The 21,513-nt window shown below is 41.1% G+C and carries 21 protein-coding genes; all 21 read left to right on the top strand.

Annotated elements, in window-relative coordinates:
- Nucleotides 1-88: 88 nt before the first annotated feature.
- The 21 genes from ACFWE9_RS04225 (at nt 89) to ACFWE9_RS04125 (ending at nt 21,404) form a co-directional block, all read left to right on the top strand.
- On the top strand, nt 89-448 hold the full coding sequence (locus ACFWE9_RS04225) for a nucleotide pyrophosphohydrolase (protein ID WP_230156984.1): 360 nt from the start codon (nt 89-91) through the stop codon (nt 446-448).
- A complete protein-coding gene (gene dapB / locus ACFWE9_RS04220) occupies nt 441-1,241 on the top strand; it encodes a 4-hydroxy-tetrahydrodipicolinate reductase (protein WP_230156985.1) in 801 nt (266 codons plus the stop codon). Before ACFWE9_RS04225 ends, dapB begins: the two co-directional genes overlap by 8 nt.
- A gap of 17 nt (nt 1,242-1,258) precedes the next feature.
- On the top strand, nt 1,259-1,684 hold the full coding sequence (locus tag ACFWE9_RS04215; protein ID WP_230156986.1) for a methylglyoxal synthase: 426 nt from the start codon (nt 1,259-1,261) through the stop codon (nt 1,682-1,684).
- Complete coding sequence (gene bshB1, locus ACFWE9_RS04210; protein ID WP_230156987.1) at nt 1,668-2,381, top strand: bacillithiol biosynthesis deacetylase BshB1; 714 nt, start codon at nt 1,668-1,670, stop codon at nt 2,379-2,381. Before ACFWE9_RS04215 ends, bshB1 begins: the two co-directional genes overlap by 17 nt.
- A gap of 4 nt (nt 2,382-2,385) precedes the next feature.
- Nucleotides 2,386-3,525, top strand: coding sequence for an N-acetyl-alpha-D-glucosaminyl L-malate synthase BshA (bshA, locus tag ACFWE9_RS04205; protein WP_230156988.1), 1,140 nt, complete (start codon nt 2,386-2,388; stop codon nt 3,523-3,525).
- Between the two features lie 13 nt (nt 3,526-3,538).
- The gene (locus ACFWE9_RS04200) at nt 3,539-4,732 is read left to right on the top strand and encodes a CCA tRNA nucleotidyltransferase (RefSeq protein WP_377355726.1); all 1,194 of its coding nucleotides are present in this window, start codon (nt 3,539-3,541) and stop codon (nt 4,730-4,732) included.
- On the top strand, nt 4,717-5,697 hold the full coding sequence (locus tag ACFWE9_RS04195; RefSeq protein ID WP_230156990.1) for a biotin--[acetyl-CoA-carboxylase] ligase: 981 nt from the start codon (nt 4,717-4,719) through the stop codon (nt 5,695-5,697). The genes ACFWE9_RS04200 and ACFWE9_RS04195 overlap by 16 nt, the downstream gene beginning before the upstream one ends.
- 347 nt (nt 5,698-6,044) lie before the next feature.
- Nucleotides 6,045-6,881, top strand: a complete 837-nt coding sequence (panB, locus tag ACFWE9_RS04190; protein WP_230156991.1) for a 3-methyl-2-oxobutanoate hydroxymethyltransferase — start codon at nt 6,045-6,047, stop codon at nt 6,879-6,881.
- Nucleotides 6,878-7,726: a pantoate--beta-alanine ligase gene (gene panC, locus ACFWE9_RS04185; protein WP_230156992.1), complete on the top strand. Its 849-nt coding sequence runs from the start codon at nt 6,878-6,880 to the stop codon at nt 7,724-7,726. Before panB ends, panC begins: the two co-directional genes overlap by 4 nt.
- Nucleotides 7,727-7,753: 27 nt before the next feature.
- On the top strand, nt 7,754-8,137 hold the full coding sequence (gene panD, locus ACFWE9_RS04180; RefSeq protein ID WP_230156993.1) for an aspartate 1-decarboxylase: 384 nt from the start codon (nt 7,754-7,756) through the stop codon (nt 8,135-8,137).
- A gap of 194 nt (nt 8,138-8,331) precedes the next feature.
- On the top strand, nt 8,332-11,112 hold the full coding sequence (gene dinG / locus ACFWE9_RS04175; RefSeq protein WP_377355723.1) for an ATP-dependent DNA helicase DinG: 2,781 nt from the start codon (nt 8,332-8,334) through the stop codon (nt 11,110-11,112).
- Nucleotides 11,113-11,267: 155 nt separating this feature from the next.
- The gene (locus ACFWE9_RS04170; protein WP_377355721.1) at nt 11,268-11,438 is read left to right on the top strand and encodes a YpmA family protein; all 171 of its coding nucleotides are present in this window, start codon (nt 11,268-11,270) and stop codon (nt 11,436-11,438) included.
- A gap of 18 nt (nt 11,439-11,456) precedes the next feature.
- Nucleotides 11,457-11,933, top strand: coding sequence for a cell wall elongation regulator TseB-like domain-containing protein (locus tag ACFWE9_RS04165; RefSeq protein WP_230156995.1), 477 nt, complete (start codon nt 11,457-11,459; stop codon nt 11,931-11,933).
- Nucleotides 11,934-11,952: 19 nt separating this feature from the next.
- Nucleotides 11,953-13,137 carry a pyridoxal phosphate-dependent aminotransferase gene (locus ACFWE9_RS04160; protein ID WP_230156996.1) on the top strand — a complete coding sequence of 395 codons (1,185 nt, stop codon included), beginning with the start codon at nt 11,953-11,955 and terminating at the stop codon, nt 13,135-13,137.
- A gap of 631 nt (nt 13,138-13,768) precedes the next feature.
- Entirely contained in the window at nt 13,769-14,446 is a 678-nt protein-coding gene (locus ACFWE9_RS04155) for a GntR family transcriptional regulator (RefSeq protein ID WP_230156997.1), read from the top strand.
- A 111-nt stretch (nt 14,447-14,557) separates the two neighbouring features.
- Nucleotides 14,558-15,475, top strand: a complete 918-nt coding sequence (hpaI, locus tag ACFWE9_RS04150) for a 2,4-dihydroxyhept-2-ene-1,7-dioic acid aldolase (protein ID WP_230156998.1) — start codon at nt 14,558-14,560, stop codon at nt 15,473-15,475.
- Nucleotides 15,476-15,553: 78 nt separating this feature from the next.
- A complete protein-coding gene (gene hpaE, locus ACFWE9_RS04145) occupies nt 15,554-17,068 on the top strand; it encodes a 5-carboxymethyl-2-hydroxymuconate semialdehyde dehydrogenase (RefSeq protein WP_230156999.1) in 1,515 nt (504 codons plus the stop codon).
- 31 nt (nt 17,069-17,099) lie between these two features.
- Complete coding sequence (hpaD, locus tag ACFWE9_RS04140) at nt 17,100-18,083, top strand: 3,4-dihydroxyphenylacetate 2,3-dioxygenase (protein WP_230157000.1); 984 nt, start codon at nt 17,100-17,102, stop codon at nt 18,081-18,083.
- A gap of 303 nt (nt 18,084-18,386) precedes the next feature.
- Entirely contained in the window at nt 18,387-19,193 is an 807-nt protein-coding gene (locus ACFWE9_RS04135; protein ID WP_377355717.1) for a cytidyltransferase, read from the top strand.
- 300 nt (nt 19,194-19,493) lie between these two features.
- Nucleotides 19,494-19,835, top strand: coding sequence for a DUF485 domain-containing protein (locus ACFWE9_RS04130; protein ID WP_230157095.1), 342 nt, complete (start codon nt 19,494-19,496; stop codon nt 19,833-19,835).
- Nucleotides 19,836-19,838: 3 nt separating this feature from the next.
- Nucleotides 19,839-21,404: a solute symporter family protein gene (locus ACFWE9_RS04125; RefSeq protein WP_230157002.1), complete on the top strand. Its 1,566-nt coding sequence runs from the start codon at nt 19,839-19,841 to the stop codon at nt 21,402-21,404.
- Nucleotides 21,405-21,513 lie beyond the last annotated feature (109 nt).

Below are 21,513 nucleotides of genomic sequence, written 5' to 3'. Positions count from 1 at the left end.
GAACGTATCTGTTGTCATCTGTTTCACTTTTAGCTAACATGGAGAAGGTATAATGTAAGGTAAACGAAAATCAAGAATGGGTGACAATATGGAAAAGCACAAGACGATCCAACAAATGCAAGCAGAAGTCGACCAATACATAGGGCAATTCAAAGAAGGATATTTCAGCCCTCTGGCCATGCTTGCACGCATGTCAGAAGAGCTTGGGGAATTGGCTAGGGAAGTCAATCATTATCATGGTGAAAAACCTAAGAAAACAACTGAAGAAGTGAATACGGTTGAAGAGGAATTGGGGGACATGCTTTTTGTTTTAATATGCTTTGCCAATTCTTTAGGGTTAGATCTTCAAAGCTCACATGATAAAGTCATGCATAAGTTTGCAACCCGTGATAAAGATAGATGGACGAAAAAAGAAGAAAAAATGGAGGAGGAAGGTAAAAATGAGTAATGTAAAAGTGATTGTAGCTGGACCTCGTGGCAGAATGGGAAATGAAGCGGTGAAGCTGGTACATAGGACAGAAGGGTTTGAATTGGCAGCTGTCATCGATCGTAAGCATAACGGGGAAAGCCTCTCCGCAATAGAAGGATTTCAAGGCATTGAAGCACCTGTTTTTTCAGATATAAATGAATGTTTTTCTTCGGTGAATGCAGACGTATTGATCGATTTAACTACACCTGAAGTGGGGATGTACCATACCGAAACGGCACTTAACCACGGAATTCGTCCTGTAGTGGGAACGACAGGTTTTACAAAGGAAGATTTAGCAAAACTTGATTCGTTAACCAAGGAAAAAGGCATCGGTTGCATCATCGCCCCAAACTTTGCAATTGGAGCCATTTTGATGATGAAGTTTTCACAAATGGCCGCCAAGTATTTCCCGGATGTGGAAATCATAGAAATGCATCATGATCAAAAACTGGATGCACCTTCGGGCACAGCTTCCAAAACGGCAGATATGATTGCTGCCGTACGTGAAACAAAACAACAGGGGCACCCTAATGAGAAAGAAACCATTCAGGGAGCTAGAGGAGCGAATGTGGATGGCATGCATATCCATAGTGTACGGCTTCCGGGACTTGTTGCTCACCAACAGGTGCTTTTCGGAAGTGATGGAGAGCTATTGACGATCCGTCATGATTCCTTTAATCGGGCATCCTTCATGTCAGGAGTTAAACTTGCTGTCGAAACCGTCATGAAATTGGATGTACTCGTATATGGTCTAGAAAACATTATCGAATAGTGATTAGGAGGAAGACGATGAGAATTGCCTTAATTGCCCATGATAAGAAAAAAGAAGATATCATTCAATTTGTAACTGCCTATAAAACTGTATTTCAGCAACATGATTTATATGCTACAGGTACGACCGGGAAACGAATTATGGAAGAAGTATCACTTCCTGTCCACCGCTTTCATTCGGGACCACTTGGCGGAGATCAGGAAATAGGTGCCATGATCGCACGTGGAGAAATGGATATGGTCTTATTTTTCCGCGATCCATTGACATCACAACCCCATGAACCGGATGTATCAGCACTTATACGTCTCTCTGATGTCTATGAAATTCCATTAGCGACAAATATGGGTACGGCAGAAGTACTAATACAAGGTCTGAAAAATGGGTATATGGATTGGCTTAAACTACGAAAAAAACAAGGTGAGATTAATGATAAACAAAAGTAATATAGATATACTGGCTTTCGGTGCACACGCAGATGATGTGGAAATCGGTATGGGTGGCACGATTGCTAAATATGTACAACAAGGCATGGAAATTGTCATTTGTGATTTGACAAAAGCTGAAATGTCATCGAATGGAACTGTGCCTTTACGACAAGAGGAAGCGCAAAAGGCTGCAGAAATCCTTGGGGTGAAGAGAATATCCCTTGATTTACCCGACCGGGGTTTATATATGAAAGCGGAATACATAGATCAAATCATAACGGTCATACGTCAATATAAACCTTCCCTTGTATTTGCACCTTTTTTGGCAGATCGCCATCCCGATCATGGAAACTGTGCGAAATTAGTGGAAGAAGCAGTTTTTTCGGCGGGAGTCAGAAAGTACATGGAAGAAGATGGAATTGAATCGCATCGTGTCAAAAATATGTACTATTATATGATCAATGGTTTTCACAAGCCGGACTTCGTCGTGGACATCACATCTACCATATCGAAAAAACTGGATAGCCTTAGAGCATATGGGAGCCAATTCGAGAAAAGTGATATAACAGTTGAAACCCCGCTAGTGAATGGCTATATCGAGACTGTTGAGGCACGTGAGAGAATGTTCGGCAAAGAAGTGGGTGTCGCATATGCGGAAGGATTCATGACAAAAAAACCGTTACTGATTGATACCGATTTGTTAGGAGAAAAATAATCTTATGAAATTAAAAATTGGAATTACCTGTTACCCTACAGTTGGGGGTTCTGGTGTCGTAGCAACAGAATTAGGCAAGATGCTTGCGGAAAAAGGACATGAAATACATTTTATTTCCTCAAGCCTCCCTTTTCGCTTGAATAAAATGTACCATAATATTTATTATCACCAAGTTGAAGTGAACTCGTACTCTGTATTTCAATATCCACCGTATGATTTGGCGCTTGCGAGCAAGATAGCGGAAGTCGTGAAACGGGAGAAATTGGATATCCTTCACGTTCATTATGCGATCCCACATGCTGTTTGTGCGATCCTGGCAAAGCAGATGTCAGGTAATGAAGTAAAGATCGTGACCACACTGCATGGTACGGACATAACCGTGTTGGGTCAAGATCCTTCATTGACCAATTTAATAAAATTTGGGATAGAACAATCCGATGTCGTAACAGCGGTATCCAATTCACTTGTGCAACAAACACATGATTTAATCTCTCCGGATAAGGATATCAAAACCATTTATAATTTTATTGATGAAAGAGATTACCATAAAACCAATTCCGGATACCTAAGGGAAAAATACGGAATCAGGGATGATGAAAAAGTGATCATACATGTTTCGAATTTCCGTTCGGTCAAGCGTGTAAAAGACGTCATTCAGGCGTTTTATTTAACTCAACAGAAAATGCCTGCGAAACTTCTGCTCGTCGGAGACGGACCGGAAGTGACTACCGTATTGAAATTGGCTAAAGATCTTGGAATTGATGAATCGGTCTTGTTTCTTTGCAAGCAAGATAATCTTGCCGAATTATATTCAATCAGTGATTTGATACTCCTCTTATCCGAAAAAGAGAGTTTTGGCCTTGTCTTGCTGGAAGCGATGGCATGTGGGGTTCCTTGTATCGGAACAAATATCGGGGGGATACCTGAGGTCATCGTTGATGGGGAGACTGGATATATTTGTGAACTAGGAGATGTTGAAACGGTTGCTGAAAAAGCAATTGGCCTTTTAAGCGACCCGATTTTACATAAACGTTTTTCAGAGGCTGCACTGGAAAGGGCTAATTCTGATTTTCACTCCGATACGATCATGGCAGAATATGAAGCCATTTACATGGAAGCTCTTGAAGGTAAATCTATGAAATAAGGAGGGGATGCTGATGAATCAATTATTCTTAAAATCGGTGCCCATTCTTGAATTGATTGAAAAAGCAGGATTCGAGGCCTATTTCGTTGGTGGTTCTGTCAGGGATTATATCCTAGGCAGTTCCATAAACGATGTGGACATCGCCACTTCCGCTACACCCGAGGAAATTAAACGGATTTTTCCTAAAACCGCCGATATCGGGATTGATCATGGAACGGTTATTATAATTACGGAGACGGGTACATACGAAGTAACGACGTTCAGAACGGAAAGCAGTTATTCAGACTTCCGCAGACCTGATTCAGTGCAATTTGTCCGTTCTTTGACGGAAGATTTACAAAGAAGAGATTTCACGATGAATGCAATAGCCATGGATAAGTCGGGGAACATCATTGATCCATTTAATGGGAAGCGTGACTTGGCAGAAAAAAGGATAATCACGGTTGGCAATCCACATGAAAGGTTTCATGAGGACGCTTTAAGAATGATGCGTGCATTAAGGTTCGTCAGTCAACTTGGTTTTGAACTGGATCAAGAAACGTTTGTTTCCCTAAAAGAGAATGCTCAAATCATCAATGAAATCGCTGTCGAAAGAATCCTTGTTGAATTTGAGAAGCTAATGGCTGGCTCGAATAACAAAAGGGCTATTTCTCTCTTGCTTGAAAGCGGATTGTATCAATACCTGCCACACTTCTCCAAAGAGAAGGATCATTTAGGGAATTTACTAAAACTGCCGCTTAATCAGCTAAAAGCAGCAGAAATATGGTCTGTAATCATGGTTCATACGAGCGATCAGGAAATTGAAGCGGCATTAAGAGCATGGAAGCTGCCATTGAAAACAATTAGAAATGTCCAACGTATCATACAGCTTGTGAAGAAAGACCCATCATTTGATAATTCAGCTTTCGATGTTTTCCAGGCAGGTCAAATCCTAGCCGTACAGGCAGCTAAAGTCAGGGCTGCCCTGACTGGAGGAGACGTGATGGATGCAGAGGAGAACGCGCATCAACATTACAATAAACTCATTATTAAACAGATGTCCGATCTTGCCGTGACGGGGACGGATTTATTGAATTGGAATCAAGAAAAACCTGGTCCTTGGGTGAAGGAATCCTTGGAAATGATATTGAAAGCAGTTTTGGACGATGTATTAATAAATGATAAAGAAGAAATAAAGAGGTGGCTGGAAAAATGCAATCTGAGTTAAGAACAAAGCTGATGGAAGCCCTCTCAAAAGCGGATGGTGCATTTATATCTGGTCAGGAAATTGCTGAATATATTGGCTGTTCGCGTACAGCAGTCTGGAAGCATATAGAAGACCTGCGCAGTGAAGGTTATAATGTGGAAGCCGTTAGAAAAAAAGGCTATCGGATCATTTCAGCACCGGAAAAAGTGTCCGAAAGCGAAATACAACTTGGCTTGGAAACAAAAACGATCGGCAAGATGATCCACTATCAGGAAACTGTGGAATCGACTCAAAAAATTGCCCATCAATTAGCAAATGAAGGCGTTCAGGAGGGGACCCTGGTCGTTGCCGAGGAGCAAATCTCTGGAAAAGGAAGACTGATGAGATCTTGGCATTCCCCAAAATACAGCGGTATTTGGATGAGCCTCATCTTAAGACCGAATATCCCGATTCATGAGGCTCCCCAACTGACATTATTGGCAGCTGTGGCAGTGGCTCAAGCAATCGAGGATACAACTGATGTAAAACCTCAAATTAAATGGCCGAATGATATTTTGGTGAATCGCAAGAAAGTGGTAGGTATCCTGACTGAGATGCAGGCTGAATCGGATAGGATCCATTCTGTCATTATTGGGATTGGCATGAATATCAATCAGAAATTGGAGGATTTTCCCGAAGACTTGCAGGAAAAGGCGTCTTCGCTTTTCATAGAAAGTGGAGAAATGGTTTCAAGGTCCAAGGTTATTCAACGTGCATTGTTTCGCCTGGAAAAATTGTATGATCTCTATTTAATTGAAGGCTTCCTGCCAATAAAGGTGTTGTGGGAGAGTTATGCCATCAGCCTTGGACAAGTCATCAAGGCCAGTACCGTCAATGATACGATTGTCGGAAAAGCATTAGGCATAACGGATGCCGGTGTTTTACTCCTTGAAGATGGAAAAGGAACTGTACATTCAATCTATTCTGCAGACATTGAAATTCAGTAGATTTTTGTCAAATCAAAGAAAAATAAATAGAATTTTTGAATTTGACTTGATATAATGCAAGTGGGCAGTATCTCATATGAACTGCACCCCCATAACTACCAAATTATTTGAAAATCTGCCTTGATCCAGAGTACTGGACTGGGACGGAGGGATGAAACTTCTGATGGAACAAAGGGATTGGCTAAAAAGTAAAGTGATGTTTAGTGAACGATATGTGGCTTTTAAAGCCATTTTCGTAACGAAACAGATACTTCTTTAGTCAGTCTTTTTTTTGCGTATGAATGTATAGACACCAGTTTTTACAACGCTGATGTTTTCATCTCCTCCATCAAAAAGGAGGAAACGTAATGAAATTGTCCGGAGATTTTTTGAAAATGAAACAAAATCAAGAGAAAATTGTCATGCTTACGGCTTATGATTATCCGTCAGCAAAGTTAGCCGAACAATCAGGTGTAGACATGATTTTAGTGGGCGATTCTTTAGGAATGGTCGTATTGGGCTATGACTCAACCATTCCTGTAACGGTGAATGACATGATTCATCATACAAAGGCAGTAAAACGCGGGGCACCAAATACATTTGTCGTGACTGATATGCCCTTTATGAGCTATCACCTTTCAATGGATGAAACCCTCAAGAATGCAGCCCGTATCATGCAAGAAGGTCATGCGGATGCTGTGAAGCTTGAGGGAGCGGATGATGTTGTTGAAAAAATATCAGCATTAACGAAGGCAGGCATCCCGGTTGTAGCTCATCTTGGCCTGACTCCGCAATCCGTTGGCGTTCTTGGCGGATATAAAGTACAAGGAAAAGACGCAGAAGCTGCAGCACAGCTCGTGGAAGATGCGAAAAAGTGTGAAGCGGCGGGGGCGATGGCAATAGTATTTGAGTGTGTACCATATCAAGTGGGGGAACTCGTCACACGGAATCTCGGAATTCCAACCATAGGAATTGGCGCAGGTGCAGACACGGATGGTCAAGTTCTCGTTTTTCATGATGTCATCAGATATGGGGTTGATCGTGTAGCAAAATTCGTAAAAGTTTATGGAGATGCGAACGAACTGATCGGTCAATCGATAACGAAGTATGTGGGTGAAGTGAAAACTAAAGATTTTCCATCGAAGGAACATTCATTTACGATGAAGGAAGAGCAGCTTACCGAACTTTACGGAGGGACAAGATGAAAACCTTTACTTCAGCAGATGACTTGCAACAGGTGCTCCGAGAAGAAAAAAGCAATCAAAAAAGTATTGGCTATGTAGCGACAATGGGCTTTTTACATGAGGGGCATGCCACCCTTTTGGAAAAGGCACGGAAAGAAAATGATATTGTGGCATTGAGCATTTTTGTCAATCCGTTGCAATTCGGACCAAATGAGGACTTTGAAACATATCCACGTGATATGGAACGTGATGAAAATATTGCTTCCTATGCCGGAGTGGATTATCTCTTCTATCCAACAGTCCAAGAAATGTACGGTGAAGAACCATCGGTCAAAGTGGTTGTCCAAAGCAGGACGGATTGTTTATGTGGTAGACAAAGGCCAGGACACTTTGATGGTGTAGCGACAGTCTTAACGAAGTTCTTCAATATCATCCTTCCTGATCGCGCTTACTTCGGTAAGAAGGATGCCCAACAGGTCGCCGTGATAGATGGTTTGATCCAAGATTTTAATTTCCCGATTCAGCTTGTTGCTGTAGATACCGTACGCGAAGAAGATGGGTTAGCTAAAAGCTCGCGAAATGTTTACCTATCAGATCAAGAACGCAAGGAAGCTAAAGAGTTGTACCAAAGTTTATTAAAGGCGAAAGAAGCCGTTGAATCTGGTGAAAGGAATCCTACAACCGTTACGGCAATGGTAAGGGAACATATTGGGGCCCATACAAATGGGGTGATCGATTATATTGAAGTCTATCAATACCCGGAACTTAAACCACTTGAAACGCTATTTGGAAACATTATCATCGCAATGGCGGTTAAATTCAAACATGCAAGGCTAATTGATAATATTACTTTAAACATCGAATAAATCAGAAGGATCAGGGGGGGAATAAAGATGTTTCGAACGATGATGAATGGTAAAATTCACCGTGCACGGGTAACTGAAGCTAATTTGAACTATGTTGGCAGCATAACAATTGATGAAGACATAATTGATGCGGTAGGTATTCTGCCAAATGAAAAAGTCGCCATCGTGAATAATAATAATGGTGCACGGCTAGAAACATATGTGATTGCCGGTGAACGCGGCAGTGGTGTTGTTTGTTTGAACGGAGCAGCTGCAAGACTGGTTCAACCGGATGATATCGTGATCATCATTTCTTATGTGATGGTCGCCGAAGATAAACTGGGAGATCACATGCCAAAAGTTGCAATTATGGATGAAAATAACAAAATCATTGAATTGATTTCAAACGAACCTGCAGCTACAATCATGTAAGCGGAAGGCCGGCTCATGTGCATGAACCATGCATACATGAGCCGGCCCTTTTTGTCTGTGGATGAAAGGGGAGAAATTGATTATAAAAAGGTCTGGTGAACGGCGTGTTTCCTTTATTACGATTATTATGGTATAAAAAAGATAAGAGAATTCCATCAGGAAGTGGAGAAAGAGAAGTTTGAGGTGTACAATTCATGACGCAACGATATGTAGTGGTCGATTTGGAAACAACAGGGAATTCTCCGAAAAAAGGGGATAGGATTATTCAATTTGCTGGCGTGGTCATCGAAAATGACCAAATTGTTGATGAGTACTCGACATTCATCCACCCTGGACAGGAAATTTCCTTGTTTATAGAAGAATTGACCGGAATAAGCAACGAGACGGTAAAAAATGCACCTGACTTTGAGGATGTGGCAGAAAATATTGCCCGGCTGATCGAAGGGGCATGTTTTGTTGCCCATAATGTTTTATTTGACTTATCTTTTTTACAGGAAGAATTAGTACGCTGCGGGTTTGAGCCATTTTATGGTTCCACCCTTGATACAGTAGAGTTAGCAAAAATTTTAAAACCAACATCCGATGGATATAAGCTGCACCAGCTTGCAAAAGAAGAGAACCTGGATCATTCCAGGCCCCATCAAGCGGATAGTGATGCATATGCGACGGCTTTATTATTGCTGGAATTGAAAAAAAAGCTGATGAATCTTCCGGTGATGACGCTTAAACAGTTATATCGATTATCTTATTCCTTACAAAGTGAAATTTCCGAATTGATAGATGCTTGCATTGCAAGCAAACTTGCAAAGGCAGAAGTTCATTCACCCGAACTTATAACTTATAGGGGCCTTGCGTTTAAAAAGGCCGGCGAGGAAAGTGATCATAAAGGCACGGAGTCGGAATTTCCGCTCGATGATGATGAAAAAATGGCCTTGCTTCAAAGTGCGTTCCCTGCTTTTGAAGCAAGACAGGGACAGCTTGATATGATGAATATGATTCACCATTCCTTTGAAACCAGCCAAGATGCAATCATTGAGGCAGGGACTGGTATTGGGAAATCCATAGGCTATTTGCTTCCAGCCGTTTATTTTGCTAGAAAACATCAAAAACCGGTCGTCGTTTCGACGTATACGCTCCAGTTGCAGGATCAACTTCTCCAAAACGAGGTACCTAAGCTGAAGACAATTCTTCCCTTTACTTTTCAAGCTGTTTTATTAAAGGGGAGAAGTAATTATTTGAGCTTGGCAAAGTTCGAAAGGGCATTACGTGAAAAGGAAGATAATTATGAAACGGCATTAACGAAAATGCAGATATTGGTTTGGCTTACCGAAACCGAAACTGGCGATAAAGACGAATTGAATCTTACAAGCGGAGGTCAGCTGTTTTGGAATCGGCTGCAAAGTGATGGCCTTACATACGCAGGTTTAAAACAGCCCTGGCAAAAATTGGACTTTTTTGAAAGGGCAAAAAGAACGGCGGGCAAGGCGGATGTCATTATCACTAACCATTCTTTTTTAATGACGGATCTTCTTGCCGAAGACGCTTTAATTCCCAAGAAAGGGTATCTGATACTCGATGAAGCGCACCATTTGGAGCAGGCTGCCTCTAAACAGCTTGGACGAAGGCTGAATTATATTTCAGTGAAAACGATGTTGAACAGACTAGGCACATCAGATCAAAAGCAATTATTATATAAATTGGACAGATTACTCTTAAATAATGGGCTGACGGAAGGGAAGTCTCGGCATGAATTGGATCAAAAACTGAATGATTTTTCCTATGAATTCGAACAGCTTTTTTATTACCTCTCCAATCAGGCTGAAAAACTTTCACGTTCCATAAGTCCGAAACGGATCTCATTCAAGATAGATGATGGTAGATGGGGTAAAGCCATCCTGGTTGCTGAGCGATTGGTTGACTTATTGGGGTATATCATCACGGAGCTTTCGCAAAGATTGGCCCTTTTATTGAATCACGAGTCCCCTTTAGGTAAAAATTCATTATTTTACTTAAATGATATTGAAGTGCTTCTTGGACATTTGCAGGATACAAGGGATTCGTTACATGAGTTTTTCATTAAACCGCATGAAGAAAATATTTATTGGCTTGACTATACGAATGCAGCACCACAGCATGGGGTGACTCTGACAGTTCAGCCGATTGCAGGAAGTAAATGGTTGTGGGATTCCTATTTCGGGCGTCAGAAAAGTGTCGTCATGACATCAGCAACCCTTGTTGTGAAGGATTCCTTTCAGTATTTTAAAGAACAACTTGGATTAGAGAATGAACCGGTGCAGACAGCAAGTTTTCCTTCGCCATTTCCCTATAAGGAACTTGTAAAGGTACTTGTGCCCAATGATATTCAAGATATCAATTGCTTATCGGTGGAGGAGTTTTCCGAAACGGCAGCAAACCATATTATTGCCGCGGCACAGGCAGCTAAAGGCAGGATGATGGTATTATTCACCTCACATGAGATGCTTCGGGCTACTTATTATGCCATCAAGGACACAGGGGTTCTGGATGAGTTCACCTTGTTTGCTCAAGGAATTTCTGGTGGAAGCCGAATGAGGTTGCTAAGGAACTTCCAAAACTTCGAGAAAGCAGTCCTTTTTGGAACAACCAGCCTTTGGGAGGGCGTCGATATTCCTGGTGAGGATTTATCTTGTTTAGTGATTGTCAGGCTGCCTTTTTCACCTCCGGATGAACCAGTGACAGCTGCTAAATGCCAACTTCTCGAGAAGCAAGGGCGTAATCCTTTCTCTGCGTATTCTTTACCTGAAGCTTTGTTAAGATTTCGCCAAGGATTCGGCCGGTTAATACGTACTCCAGAAGATAAAGGGATCTTGGTTATTCTTGATCGCCGCGTCGTCACTGCCAAATATGGCTCGGAATTTCAAAAGGCCATTCCAGCAGTCAAATGGCACCAAACGTCAATAATGGAAATGGCCGATATGATAGAAGAGTGGATTTAAAGAATCTTGAGATAATTCATAAATCCTATTGAATTTTTATGAAAATTTTAAAGAAAAATGATCTTTGAACTGGTATAATGTGAAAGGTGGTAAAGCCTTCTAATCCTATTCATACCAGTGGTTGTTGACAAATTTTAAATCGGAGGGGCGTTTTCATGGAAAGTAAAATTGAAGTAATCTCGACAGTCAGGCTGCAATATTCTCCTGATCTGTATAAAATCGTGGATTCTTTGAACCGAACATTGAAAAAAGATGACTTAATGTTTGGTTTGGCATTGGATTCCGAAGATCAAGAAAAAGCGATATTTACAATTTATCGTACATAGAAAGAGGGAAAAACAGCTTTGAAAAAATGGTTGATTATTGCTTCTATCCTAATCCTTTGTTTTATCGGATTTGTCAGCGGGGCATATATTAAAGCGTTACAGCCTAAAAAAGAAGCTGGTAATGAGGCTTTTGAAAAGGCGAAGGAAGAGGGCGGCCTTGTATCCATGGACGAATACTATCTCTATAATGGGCAGGATTCATATTCCGTCATCATTGGTAAGGGAGAAAAAGGGACTAAAAAAATAGTCTGGCTTCCCAAGGATGAGAAAAAAGAGATAGTAGTCGAAAACTATAAAGATGGTAAATCAAAAAAAGAGATCTTAAGCATTGTCAAAGAAAAGCTAAACCCACAAAAAATCATTTCAGTCAAGCTTGGCATGGAAAAGAACGTTCCACTTTGGGAAGTAACGTATCTTGATGAATCAGAGCGTTTTAACTATGATTATTATGATTTTAAAACTGGGGAATGGCTTAAGTATTATCGAAGCATATAGAATGGAGGATTAATTTAAAATGAAATTAGCGAATCGGGTTCAATCATTAACGCCATCTACAACTTTGGCCATCACGGCAAAAGCAAAGGAGCTTAAAGCTCAAGGTCTTGATATTATAGGTTTAGGGGCCGGAGAACCCGACTATAATACGCCTAAACATATAATAGAAGCAGCTGTTCAATCCATGAATGAAGGTCAAACTAAATACACGCCATCTGCTGGTCTTCCGAAGCTCAAAGAAGCAATTGCCGCCAAATTAAAGCGTGATCAAGGTTTGGAATACAAGCCTTCTGAAATTTTAGTCGGCTCAGGTGCTAAGCACGCTCTTTACACATTATTTCAAGCGATTCTGGATGAAGAAGATGAAGTCATTGTACCAATCCCGTATTGGGTAAGTTATCCAGAGCAAATCAAGCTTGCTGACGGAAAGCCAGTTTATGTGGTCGGTACAGAAGAAAATCAATATAAAATAACAAAAGAACAATTAGAACAAGCCATTACTGAGAAAACGAAAGCGGTTATCATCAACTCGCCAAGCAATCCAACAGGTATGCTTTATACCAGGGAAGAACTGGCGGCTATCGGGGAAGTTTGCCTGGCACATGATATCTTGATCGTATCCGATGAAATTTACGAAAAATTGGTTTATGGAAATGCAACACATACATCCATTGCAGAGATTTCACCTGAATTGAAAAAGCAAACGATCATCATCAATGGTGTTTCTAAATCGCATTCAATGACAGGCTGGAGAATTGGTTATGCAGTAGGCGATGAGTCCATCATTAAAGCAATGACGAACCTTGCTAGTCATAGCACATCGAACCCAACCACAACTGCACAATATGGAGCGATTGCCGCCTATGAAGGTTCGCAGGAGCCCGTAGAAGAAATGCGTCAAGCCTTTGAAAGCCGTTTGAATAAAATATATGATAAATTAGTTGAAATTCCAGGGATAAGCTGCATTAAACCACAAGGTGCATTTTACTTGTTCCCGAATGTTACACGCGCAGTTGAATTAACAGGTTACAGCAATGTCGAAGATTTTACGACTGCATTGCTGGAAGAAGCAAAAGTGGCAGTTATTCCAGGTTCAGGTTTTGGTTCACCTGATAACATCAGGCTATCTTATGCGACTTCATTGGAACTTCTTGAAGAAGCTGTTGAAAGAATCCATTCATTCGTTAAATCAAAAATGGCATAATTTTTATAAAAACCTGCAGACTTCTTGGCAACATGAGGATCTGCAGGTTTTTTTTGTTGGAAAATATTGAAGCAGTCCATGTTTAGAAGAGGTCATGAAATTTCAAAAGGTACAGGAAACTCATCAAGGAAGTTTGTTTGCTTTTAAAATTTGACCGTTGCCTCCAGGCACTCGCTTTCCGCGGGCTGTCCGCCCTCGGCGCCTTTGCGCCTGCGGGGTCTCCCTTGGGCGCATATTCCCGCAGGAGTTTCGAATACCTGTTCTGGTCAACTTTGTTTTAACAGGTAGATAGAACTCCTTTTGCCTACAGTCTTTTTTTAGTATTAAAACTTGAGGGATAAGGATGCTATCTTTCCAGACATGCGAAAACCAGAAGCTGTTGCCGCAGATACAGCTTACTAAACACCAACCGTTATTCTCTATAACGGGTTCAAATCCAATAAAAACAAAAAGGTTTCGCAATGAGACCATTCCGAAACCTTTTTGTTTACAAACTGAAGCTCCCTTCATCAAGGGAGTTTTTTTGCCTCCTTCATTAAGAAATCTAGCTAGATATGATAAAACAAAAATCATATATGATTTTTAATAAAAATGGATTGCAATCATATATGATTTCATATATGATAAAAATATGGAAGATAAAAACAAAAACCCCAGCAAAAAGCAAATAGCTTATGAGCACCTTCGTACATTAATATTGGATGGAACATACGGTTCTGGACAGCGGATCATTATCGATCAAATCGCGAAAGAACTGAGTTTAAGCCCGATTCCAGTCAGGGAGGCGATCAGACAACTGGAATCTGACGGTCTTATTCAATATAAGCCGTATAGTGGCGCAGTGGTTACAAGCATAAATGAGAGCGAATACATAGAAACGCTTTCCGTTTTATCTTTGCTTGAAGGCTATGCAGCTGCCCTCAGTTCTTTAACGATGAATGATCATGATTTTGAAAATCTAATTAATTTAAACAAAGAAATGGAAAAAGCTCTCCATAACTTTGAATTAGAGCTGTTTGGTAAGTTAAACGAATGTTTTCATGCAAAAATTTATGAAAAGTGTGGAAATTCCTTTTTAATTGAGGAAATTAAACAATCGCAACAAAGAATGAATAGAGTCAGAAAGTCCATGTTCACCATGGTGCCGCAGCGTGCAGTCCAATCCATCCGTGAACATGAAAGCATCATACGGCTTCTAAAGGAAAAAGCTTCTTTCGAAGAAATTGAATCATTGGTAAGAAAGCATAAGCTGAATGCCATTAGTACATTCAAGCAGAGGGCTGAAACTAATCACGATCAGGCACTTTAATGACCTAGGCTTTGTTTTATAATAGTCGATTTGATTATCTATAAAAGCAAAGCCGATTTTTTCACTTCTATTATTCCGAATATTCAAAATAATGAAAAGGTGGTAGATGAAATGTACGAGGAAATCAAAAGTCGTTTAAGAGGTTCCATCGCTCCAGTGATCACTCCGTTTGATGACAAGATGGAAGTGGATGTAAAAGCAATTGAAAGTTTAGTAAACTGGCATATTGAAAGCGGTTCCCATGGAATATCGGTATGCGGGACTACCGGGGAACCCAGTTCATTAACGATTGAAGAGCGGGAATTAGTGATGGAAACAGCTATTAAAACAGCAAATGCCCGTGTTCCGGTTGCACCAGGTACTGGATCTGCCAATCAGAAAGAAACATTGCATTTGACAAAAAGAGCACAGGAAATGGGTGCGGATGCCGCTTTAGTCATCGTTCCTTACTACAATAAACCGAATCAACAGGCACTTTACAATCATTTTAAGACAGTAGCTGATTCTGTTGACATTCCGCTGATCGTATACAACATACCTGGAAGAACGGCAACGAATTTAGAAGTGAAGACATTGGCCCGTCTTGCTGAAGATTGTAAAAACATCGTTGGTGTAAAGGAATCCAATAAGGACTTCGAACATGTGAACCGTGTCTTACTGAATTGTGGAAGAGATTTTCTCTTATATTCGGGCATCGAATTATTATGTTACCCAATGCTGACAATTGGAGGAGCAGGGCATATTAGTGCTACAGCCAATATCACACCTAAAGAGGTAGCGGAAATTTACAACCTTTGGGTGGAAGGTGATGTTGATAAGGCACTTGATCTCCATTATAAATTAATGCCTTTGAATGATGTTTTGTTTAAAGAAACCAATCCTGGACCATTAAAAGCGGCAATGGGGATGATGGGAAAAATCAATCCTGCATTAAGACCGCCGATGGGCCCGCCTTCGGAACCTTTGGAAAGAGAACTGCGTGAAACCCTTCAATCATACGGATTGATTGGCCAAGGCATCCAGTCATAATTTTTATAGAGTGGGAAGATTACAGAATCCTAATAATTCTTGTTATCTTCCCAAATTAAGATTTAAGGAGGATTTATCATGCAAACTTTTCCCGTGAAAGATGTCCAGCATTATATCAATGGTCAATTTGTTGAGGGTACCTCAGGAAAAACATTTATAAATCTAAGCCCTTTTAATAATCAAGCAATCAATCATGTGGCTGAAGGGTTTAAGGAAGATATTGATAAAGCGGTAGCTGCTGCACGAGAAGCATTCGATAACGGTCCATGGAGAAAGATGAAAGTGGAAGAAAGATTGAAATATATTAATAGGATTGCCGATTTAATTGAAGAAAATGCCGAAGAAATTTCCTTTTTGGAATCACTTGATACAGGTTTGCCTATTAGCCAGACAAAAAAACAGGCAGCACGGGGAGCGGAAAATTTCCGGTTTTATTCTGAAATGGTGAAAAGCAGGCTTATCGGAGAATCGTATCAAGTGGATGACACTTTCATTAATTATACGATTCATAAACCAATAGGTGTGGCGGGATTAATTACTCCTTGGAATGCGCCTTTCATGTTAGAAACTTGGAAGATCGCCCCGGCTTTGGCTACTGGTAATACTTGTGTCCTTAAACCTGCTGAATGGTCTCCCTTGACAGCCAATAAATTGGCTCAGATCATTGATCAATCCGGTTTGCCAAAAGGCGTATTCAATATCGTTCACGGTTTTGGTGAGACGGCGGGGGCATCCATGGTTGCCCATCCTGATGTCCAGTTGATTTCCTTTACCGGAGAGACGACGACTGGTGCTGAAATCATAAAAAATGGTGCCGATACGATGAAACGTTTTTCCATGGAACTCGGAGGTAAATCACCAGCGATCATTTTTGAAGATGCTGATCTAGAAAAGGCACTGGATTCAGTGATTTGGGGAATCTATTCATTCAATGGGGAGCGGTGTACGGCTAATTCCAGGTTATTTGTCCATGAATCGATAATGGACCAGTTCGTTGTAGAATTGAAGGAGCGTGTTCATACTATCAAAATTGGAAATCCGATGGACCCAGGAACGGAGATCGGGCCGCTTATCCATCGAAACCATTTTGATAATGTCTCCCGTTATCTGAAAATAGCAAAGGATGAAGGAGCAGAAATTGTAAGCGGTATTATACCGAGTGAATTCAAGGAAGGGAATTATATTGCCCCGACGCTGCTCTTGAACTGCACAAACGATATGACTGTAGCACAGGAAGAGATTTTTGGACCAGTCATGGCAGTCATTCCTTTCAAGACGGAAGAGGAAGTACTGAGAATGGCTAACGATGTAAAGTATGGGCTTGCTGCTTATGTATGGACCAATGATATGAAACGTGGACATAGATTTGCTCAAGCCGTCGATAGTGGGATGGTCTGGGTGAATTCCCAAAATGTAAGGGATCTGAGGATACCATTTGGAGGTTCGAAATATAGTGGGGTAGGACGTGAAGGAGGCCATTATAGCTTTGAGTTCTATACAGAAACCCAAGTTATTCATGTGGCAATTGGAGAACATCACATTCCAAAGTTTGGATCCATAAATCAAAATGCCGTTTCTTCTGCTGAAAAATAATCCGGATTTCATTAAAGAAGGGGAGAACACTATGAATTTTTCCATTATTCGTGTTGCGAGAACGATACTTAATGTAACAGATTTAGACAAATCAAGAGCCTTTTATGTGGATGCTCTAGGGTTTATTGAAACGGAAAGAACAAATGGACACATTTATTTACGAGGTTTAGAGGAAGCGCATCATCACTCGCTAATCTTGCAAAAGGCAGAAAAGCCAAGCGTGGAAGCGATAGGATACAAGGTTGAAAAAGAGGAAGACCTAATAGAACTGGAATCATTTTTCAAATCCAAGGGAATGAAAATGAAGTGGATGGAAGCAGGAACACAGCATGCTATAGGAAAATCGCTCCGTGTTCAGGATATTTCGGGCTTGCCGGTGGAATTTTTCAGCAAAATGGATAAAGCCGAGAGATTGCTGCAACGATTTGATTTGTATAGGGGTTCGAGGGTCCAAAGGATCGATCATGTGAATTGCAGTGTTCCAAATGTACAAAAAGCTTATGATTTTTATGTGAAAGAATTAGGTTTTGTCTGCTCGGAAGATACAGTGGATGAGTCGGGTAACTTATGGGCAACGTGGCTGCATAGAAAACAAACGGTCCATGATCAGGCATTCATGAACGGTGTTGGTCCAAGACTTCATCATGTAGGCTTCTGGCTGCCAGATCCGCTTGCACTTATCCATGCCTGTGATGTGCTGGCCTCTCTCGGTTATGCACAGTCCATCGAACGGGGACCCGGAAGGCATGGTCTATCCAATGCATTCTTCCTGTATTTAAGAGATCCGGATGGACACAGAATCGAACTTTACAATGGAGACTACTTAACGTCTGACCCAGATAACGAACCGATTCATTGGGATCTGGATGATCCAAGGCGTCAGACATTCTGGGGGGCAAAAGCCCCGGATTCATGGTTTGATGAGGCGTCTACTGTCCTTGATATAATAACAGGCGAAGAAGTTCTTCTTGAAGAACCGATCCTGGCAAAAAGTAAACCTGAATTCATCATTTGAAGACCGGATGCAGGGGTGGATCATCGAGCGTCCCTTAAAAATGAACATGGGCACTCAGTGGGAATTGGAAGAGAGAGTGCTCATGGTATGTGTGTTTCCATAACTCCTGTATGGGTAGTTTTATATCTTTTGATTACCAGTTGCGAAAAAGAACCGCTGGAAGTATAGAAGGTCTGTTTGATGAAGTTATTAATAGAACCTTTCAAGAAGCAGATGAAAGGAAGATGGAATTGGAGATCATTCATGTTTTGCACCCACTTTCCAGTTTATGTACGGCTAAAGCAGAACCGTGTGTGATGGTTGATGGTGCTTGGATTTTTCGACGGCGTTCATCTAGGACATCAAGAATTGATTAATCGAGCCAAAAAGATTGCTTTGCAACAAGATTTAAAATTGGCAGTCATGACATTTTTTCCGCATCCAAAGCAAATCATAGGGAGTGATCAAACACCGAAAAAATATATTACTCCTTTAGTGCAAAAAGCAAAAATCATGCAGGAATTAGGGGTGGAAACCTTGATAGTCGTGAACTTCGATTCCGCATTTGCTAATCTTTCCCCTTTTGGATTTATCCAGGAATATCTTTGTGGGTTTAAATGCAAACATGCCGTCGCTGGTTTTGATTTTCGTTATGGGTATAAAGGGGAAGGAAATATGGAAAAGCTGAAAATCGAAGGAAAGAGATTTTTTGAAGTGACGGAAGTCGAGAAATTTGAAATTGCACACGAAAAAGTGAGTTCGACGATGCTTAGGAACTTGATTGAGAATGGAAGGTTTGCTGATATCCCGGCATATCTTGGCACATATTTTCAAAGTCACGGGACAATCAATTCCTCCTATTTCCGTTCCAAAAACCATCAACACTTCCTAGTTACATTATCAGAAGCATTTCTGACACCTCCACCAGGGGTTTATTTAATCGAGATGCAAAACGACGGAAATGTTTACGAGGGGATTGCCTATCAAACAATGGAGGAATCCAATCAAGAGAGTTGGCATTTACAGTTCAATGATTATCTTCCCTTAGAAGATATGAAGATTCATATCAAGTGGAAATGTGAAAGCACAAAGAAGTTGAATCAGATGACAGATATGCGGGCCGTCTATTAAGAGAGAGCAGGCCATCAAAAGATATGGTCTGGGGCAGGGCAGCAGTGAGAATAAACTGCTGCCCTATCTGTAAGCATAAGCGCCAATATGAAGAAGCGAAGAAATCAGGAGCGTGGGTTTAGAACCTCTTCTAGCAGATATTTTAAACACGAAGCCATCAATTTGAATTTTCTATACTAAGGCTTGCTTTGGGTATGGTCCATTGAAAGAGGGAGTACTGTACTGTTTTCAATTGTGATAATCAAGACTGTTGCTCGGTTACAGCCCTTGGGAAATAAATGTAAAAAGAGGTGTGAAGTGATGGTGCAGATGGAAAAACAAAACCATGAAGAATCCGAACAAACCAATCTATTAGATTATGAAAAGATTGTTGCTTCCAAGGAGTTTCAGCAGATGCTTTCCGGTAAAAAGAAGTTTGTCATCTCTTTTACGATTTTTTTTATGGGATATTCCCTGCTTTTGCCCTTCTTAGTTTTTTATACAGATATCCTGGATCACACTTTCATTGGAGACATAACATGGGCGTGGGTGTACGGTGTATCGATTACCGTTATGTCTGTATGGGTTTGCAGCATGTATGTAAGGAAATCGGAGAAAATTGATAAGCAAATACAAGAAATCATCGAGAAAGAAGGGCTTTGATTTATGAATTGGACAGTGGTAATTCTATTTGCGCTTATGTCGATAGGCACCCTTTTTATAACGTATTACGCTTCCAAAAAAACGAAAACGGCAGGCTCATTTTATACGGCCGGGGGCGGGTTGACGGCCAGGCAAAATGGACTTGCGTTGGCAGGGGATTTTATGTCGGCTTCCACGTTTTTAGGGTTGATTGGAGCATTTTCCTTAACGGGGTATGATGGCTTTTTCCTGATGTATGGGGCACTTGTTTCATTCCTGGTCGTATTATTCCTGGTGGCTGAACCATTAAGGAACTTAGGGAAATATACACTGGCTGACATGGTGACCACGAGGTTCAAATATAAACAGGTCAGGGGAGTGACCGCTTTTAATACGCTGGTGATATCAGTCATGTACATGCTGGGGCAACTAGTTGCAGCAGGTGCTTTATTCAAATTACTCTTAGACATCCCGTATAATACATCTGTAATCATCGTAGGGATTGCCATGTTGGTTTTTGTTCTATTTGGAGGAATGACGGCGACGAGTTGGGTGCAGATCATTAAAGCCATCCTGTTAATCGGCGGGGTATTCATATTATTCATGATTGTCATGTGGAAAATGAATTTCAATTTCATCGGGATTTTCACGGATATGAAAACAGCGACACCTATGGGTGCAGATTACCTGAAGGCAGGTATTAAATATGCCAGTGGGTGGGATGCAGCATCCTTGTCACTAGGCCTTATTCTAGGGACAGCAGGTCTGCCTCACATATTAATTCGTTTTTTGACCGTCCCCAATGCTCAAGTGGCAAGAAAATCGGTTGTGTGGGTGATGTGGATCATGGGGGCTTTTCACATCATGGTCATTTTTCTTGGATTCGGTGCAGCGAAGTTGGTTGGAACATCAAATATTATGGCCGCTAACCCAGCGGGAAACATGGCTGCTCCCCTATTGGCCAAACTTGTGGGCGGCGACATCTTATTCGCCTTTATTGCAGCCGTGTCCTTTGCCACGATACTCGCAGTAGTGGCGGGAATCGTTTTAACAGGTGCTACGGCATTTTCACATGATTTTTATAACGAAATATTAAAAGATGGAAAAGCGACGGAAAGACAGCAAATGACCATGGCAAGATGGGCATCCGTTGGTGTGACCGCACTTTCAATCGTTTTATCATTAGGTCTGCAGGAATTCAATGTAGCATTTTTAGCGTCGATTGCCTTTACATTGGCCGCCAGTTCAAATTTGCCAGTCATCCTTCTTACGATCTATTGGAAAAACTTCAATAAAACAGGTGCCATAGTCGGAATGATGACTGGTCTTTTTGGTACACTTATACTCGTAGCATTAAGTCCGAATGTCTGGAACCCGGTCCCGGGAGCAACCATCATTACAGGCGACCCCATTTTCCCGTTGAATTCACCAGGAATCGTGTCCATTCCACTTGGCTTTTTGGCATGCTACTTAGGTGCCTTGTTCGGTAACCGTCAAACTAATGTGAAAGCGATTACAAATGATAATTTTAATGAAATCCTCGTAAAGTCCAATACGGGCCATGACGTTAAAGGTGTCGTGCGACATTGAATGATGATCGATTTTGTTAACGTCCATGTGAATCCATGGGAGAAAAAGCAGCCCTTCTGAATAGAGGCTGCTTTTTTTCTTTTTATCCGAGAATCCATCCAGTTTAATA

This window comes from Peribacillus sp. NPDC060253 (assembly GCF_042727425.1).
Taxonomy (GTDB): Bacteria; Bacillota; Bacilli; order Bacillales; family DSM-1321; genus Peribacillus.
Note: the sequence above shows the minus strand (reverse complement) of the source record. Positions and strands in the feature narration are given on the sequence as shown.

Coding starts and splice junctions, on each gene's coding strand:
- ACFWE9_RS04225 (WP_230156984.1), top strand. CDS start 89: ATGGAAAAGCACAAGACGATCCAACAAATGCAAGCAGAAGTCGACCAA.
- dapB (WP_230156985.1), top strand. CDS start 441: ATGAGTAATGTAAAAGTGATTGTAGCTGGACCTCGTGGCAGAATGGGA.
- ACFWE9_RS04215 (WP_230156986.1), top strand. CDS start 1,259: ATGAGAATTGCCTTAATTGCCCATGATAAGAAAAAAGAAGATATCATT.
- bshB1 (WP_230156987.1), top strand. CDS start 1,668: ATGATAAACAAAAGTAATATAGATATACTGGCTTTCGGTGCACACGCA.
- bshA (WP_230156988.1), top strand. CDS start 2,386: ATGAAATTAAAAATTGGAATTACCTGTTACCCTACAGTTGGGGGTTCT.
- ACFWE9_RS04200 (WP_377355726.1), top strand. CDS start 3,539: ATGAATCAATTATTCTTAAAATCGGTGCCCATTCTTGAATTGATTGAA.
- ACFWE9_RS04195 (WP_230156990.1), top strand. CDS start 4,717: ATGCAATCTGAGTTAAGAACAAAGCTGATGGAAGCCCTCTCAAAAGCG.
- panB (WP_230156991.1), top strand. CDS start 6,045: ATGAAATTGTCCGGAGATTTTTTGAAAATGAAACAAAATCAAGAGAAA.
- panC (WP_230156992.1), top strand. CDS start 6,878: ATGAAAACCTTTACTTCAGCAGATGACTTGCAACAGGTGCTCCGAGAA.
- panD (WP_230156993.1), top strand. CDS start 7,754: ATGTTTCGAACGATGATGAATGGTAAAATTCACCGTGCACGGGTAACT.
- dinG (WP_377355723.1), top strand. CDS start 8,332: ATGACGCAACGATATGTAGTGGTCGATTTGGAAACAACAGGGAATTCT.
- ACFWE9_RS04170 (WP_377355721.1), top strand. CDS start 11,268: ATGGAAAGTAAAATTGAAGTAATCTCGACAGTCAGGCTGCAATATTCT.
- ACFWE9_RS04160 (WP_230156996.1), top strand. CDS start 11,953: ATGAAATTAGCGAATCGGGTTCAATCATTAACGCCATCTACAACTTTG.
- ACFWE9_RS04155 (WP_230156997.1), top strand. CDS start 13,769: ATGGAAGATAAAAACAAAAACCCCAGCAAAAAGCAAATAGCTTATGAG.
- hpaI (WP_230156998.1), top strand. CDS start 14,558: ATGTACGAGGAAATCAAAAGTCGTTTAAGAGGTTCCATCGCTCCAGTG.
- hpaE (WP_230156999.1), top strand. CDS start 15,554: ATGCAAACTTTTCCCGTGAAAGATGTCCAGCATTATATCAATGGTCAA.
- hpaD (WP_230157000.1), top strand. CDS start 17,100: ATGAATTTTTCCATTATTCGTGTTGCGAGAACGATACTTAATGTAACA.
- ACFWE9_RS04135 (WP_377355717.1), top strand. CDS start 18,387: ATGGTGCTTGGATTTTTCGACGGCGTTCATCTAGGACATCAAGAATTG.
- ACFWE9_RS04130 (WP_230157095.1), top strand. CDS start 19,494: ATGGTGCAGATGGAAAAACAAAACCATGAAGAATCCGAACAAACCAAT.
- ACFWE9_RS04125 (WP_230157002.1), top strand. CDS start 19,839: ATGAATTGGACAGTGGTAATTCTATTTGCGCTTATGTCGATAGGCACC.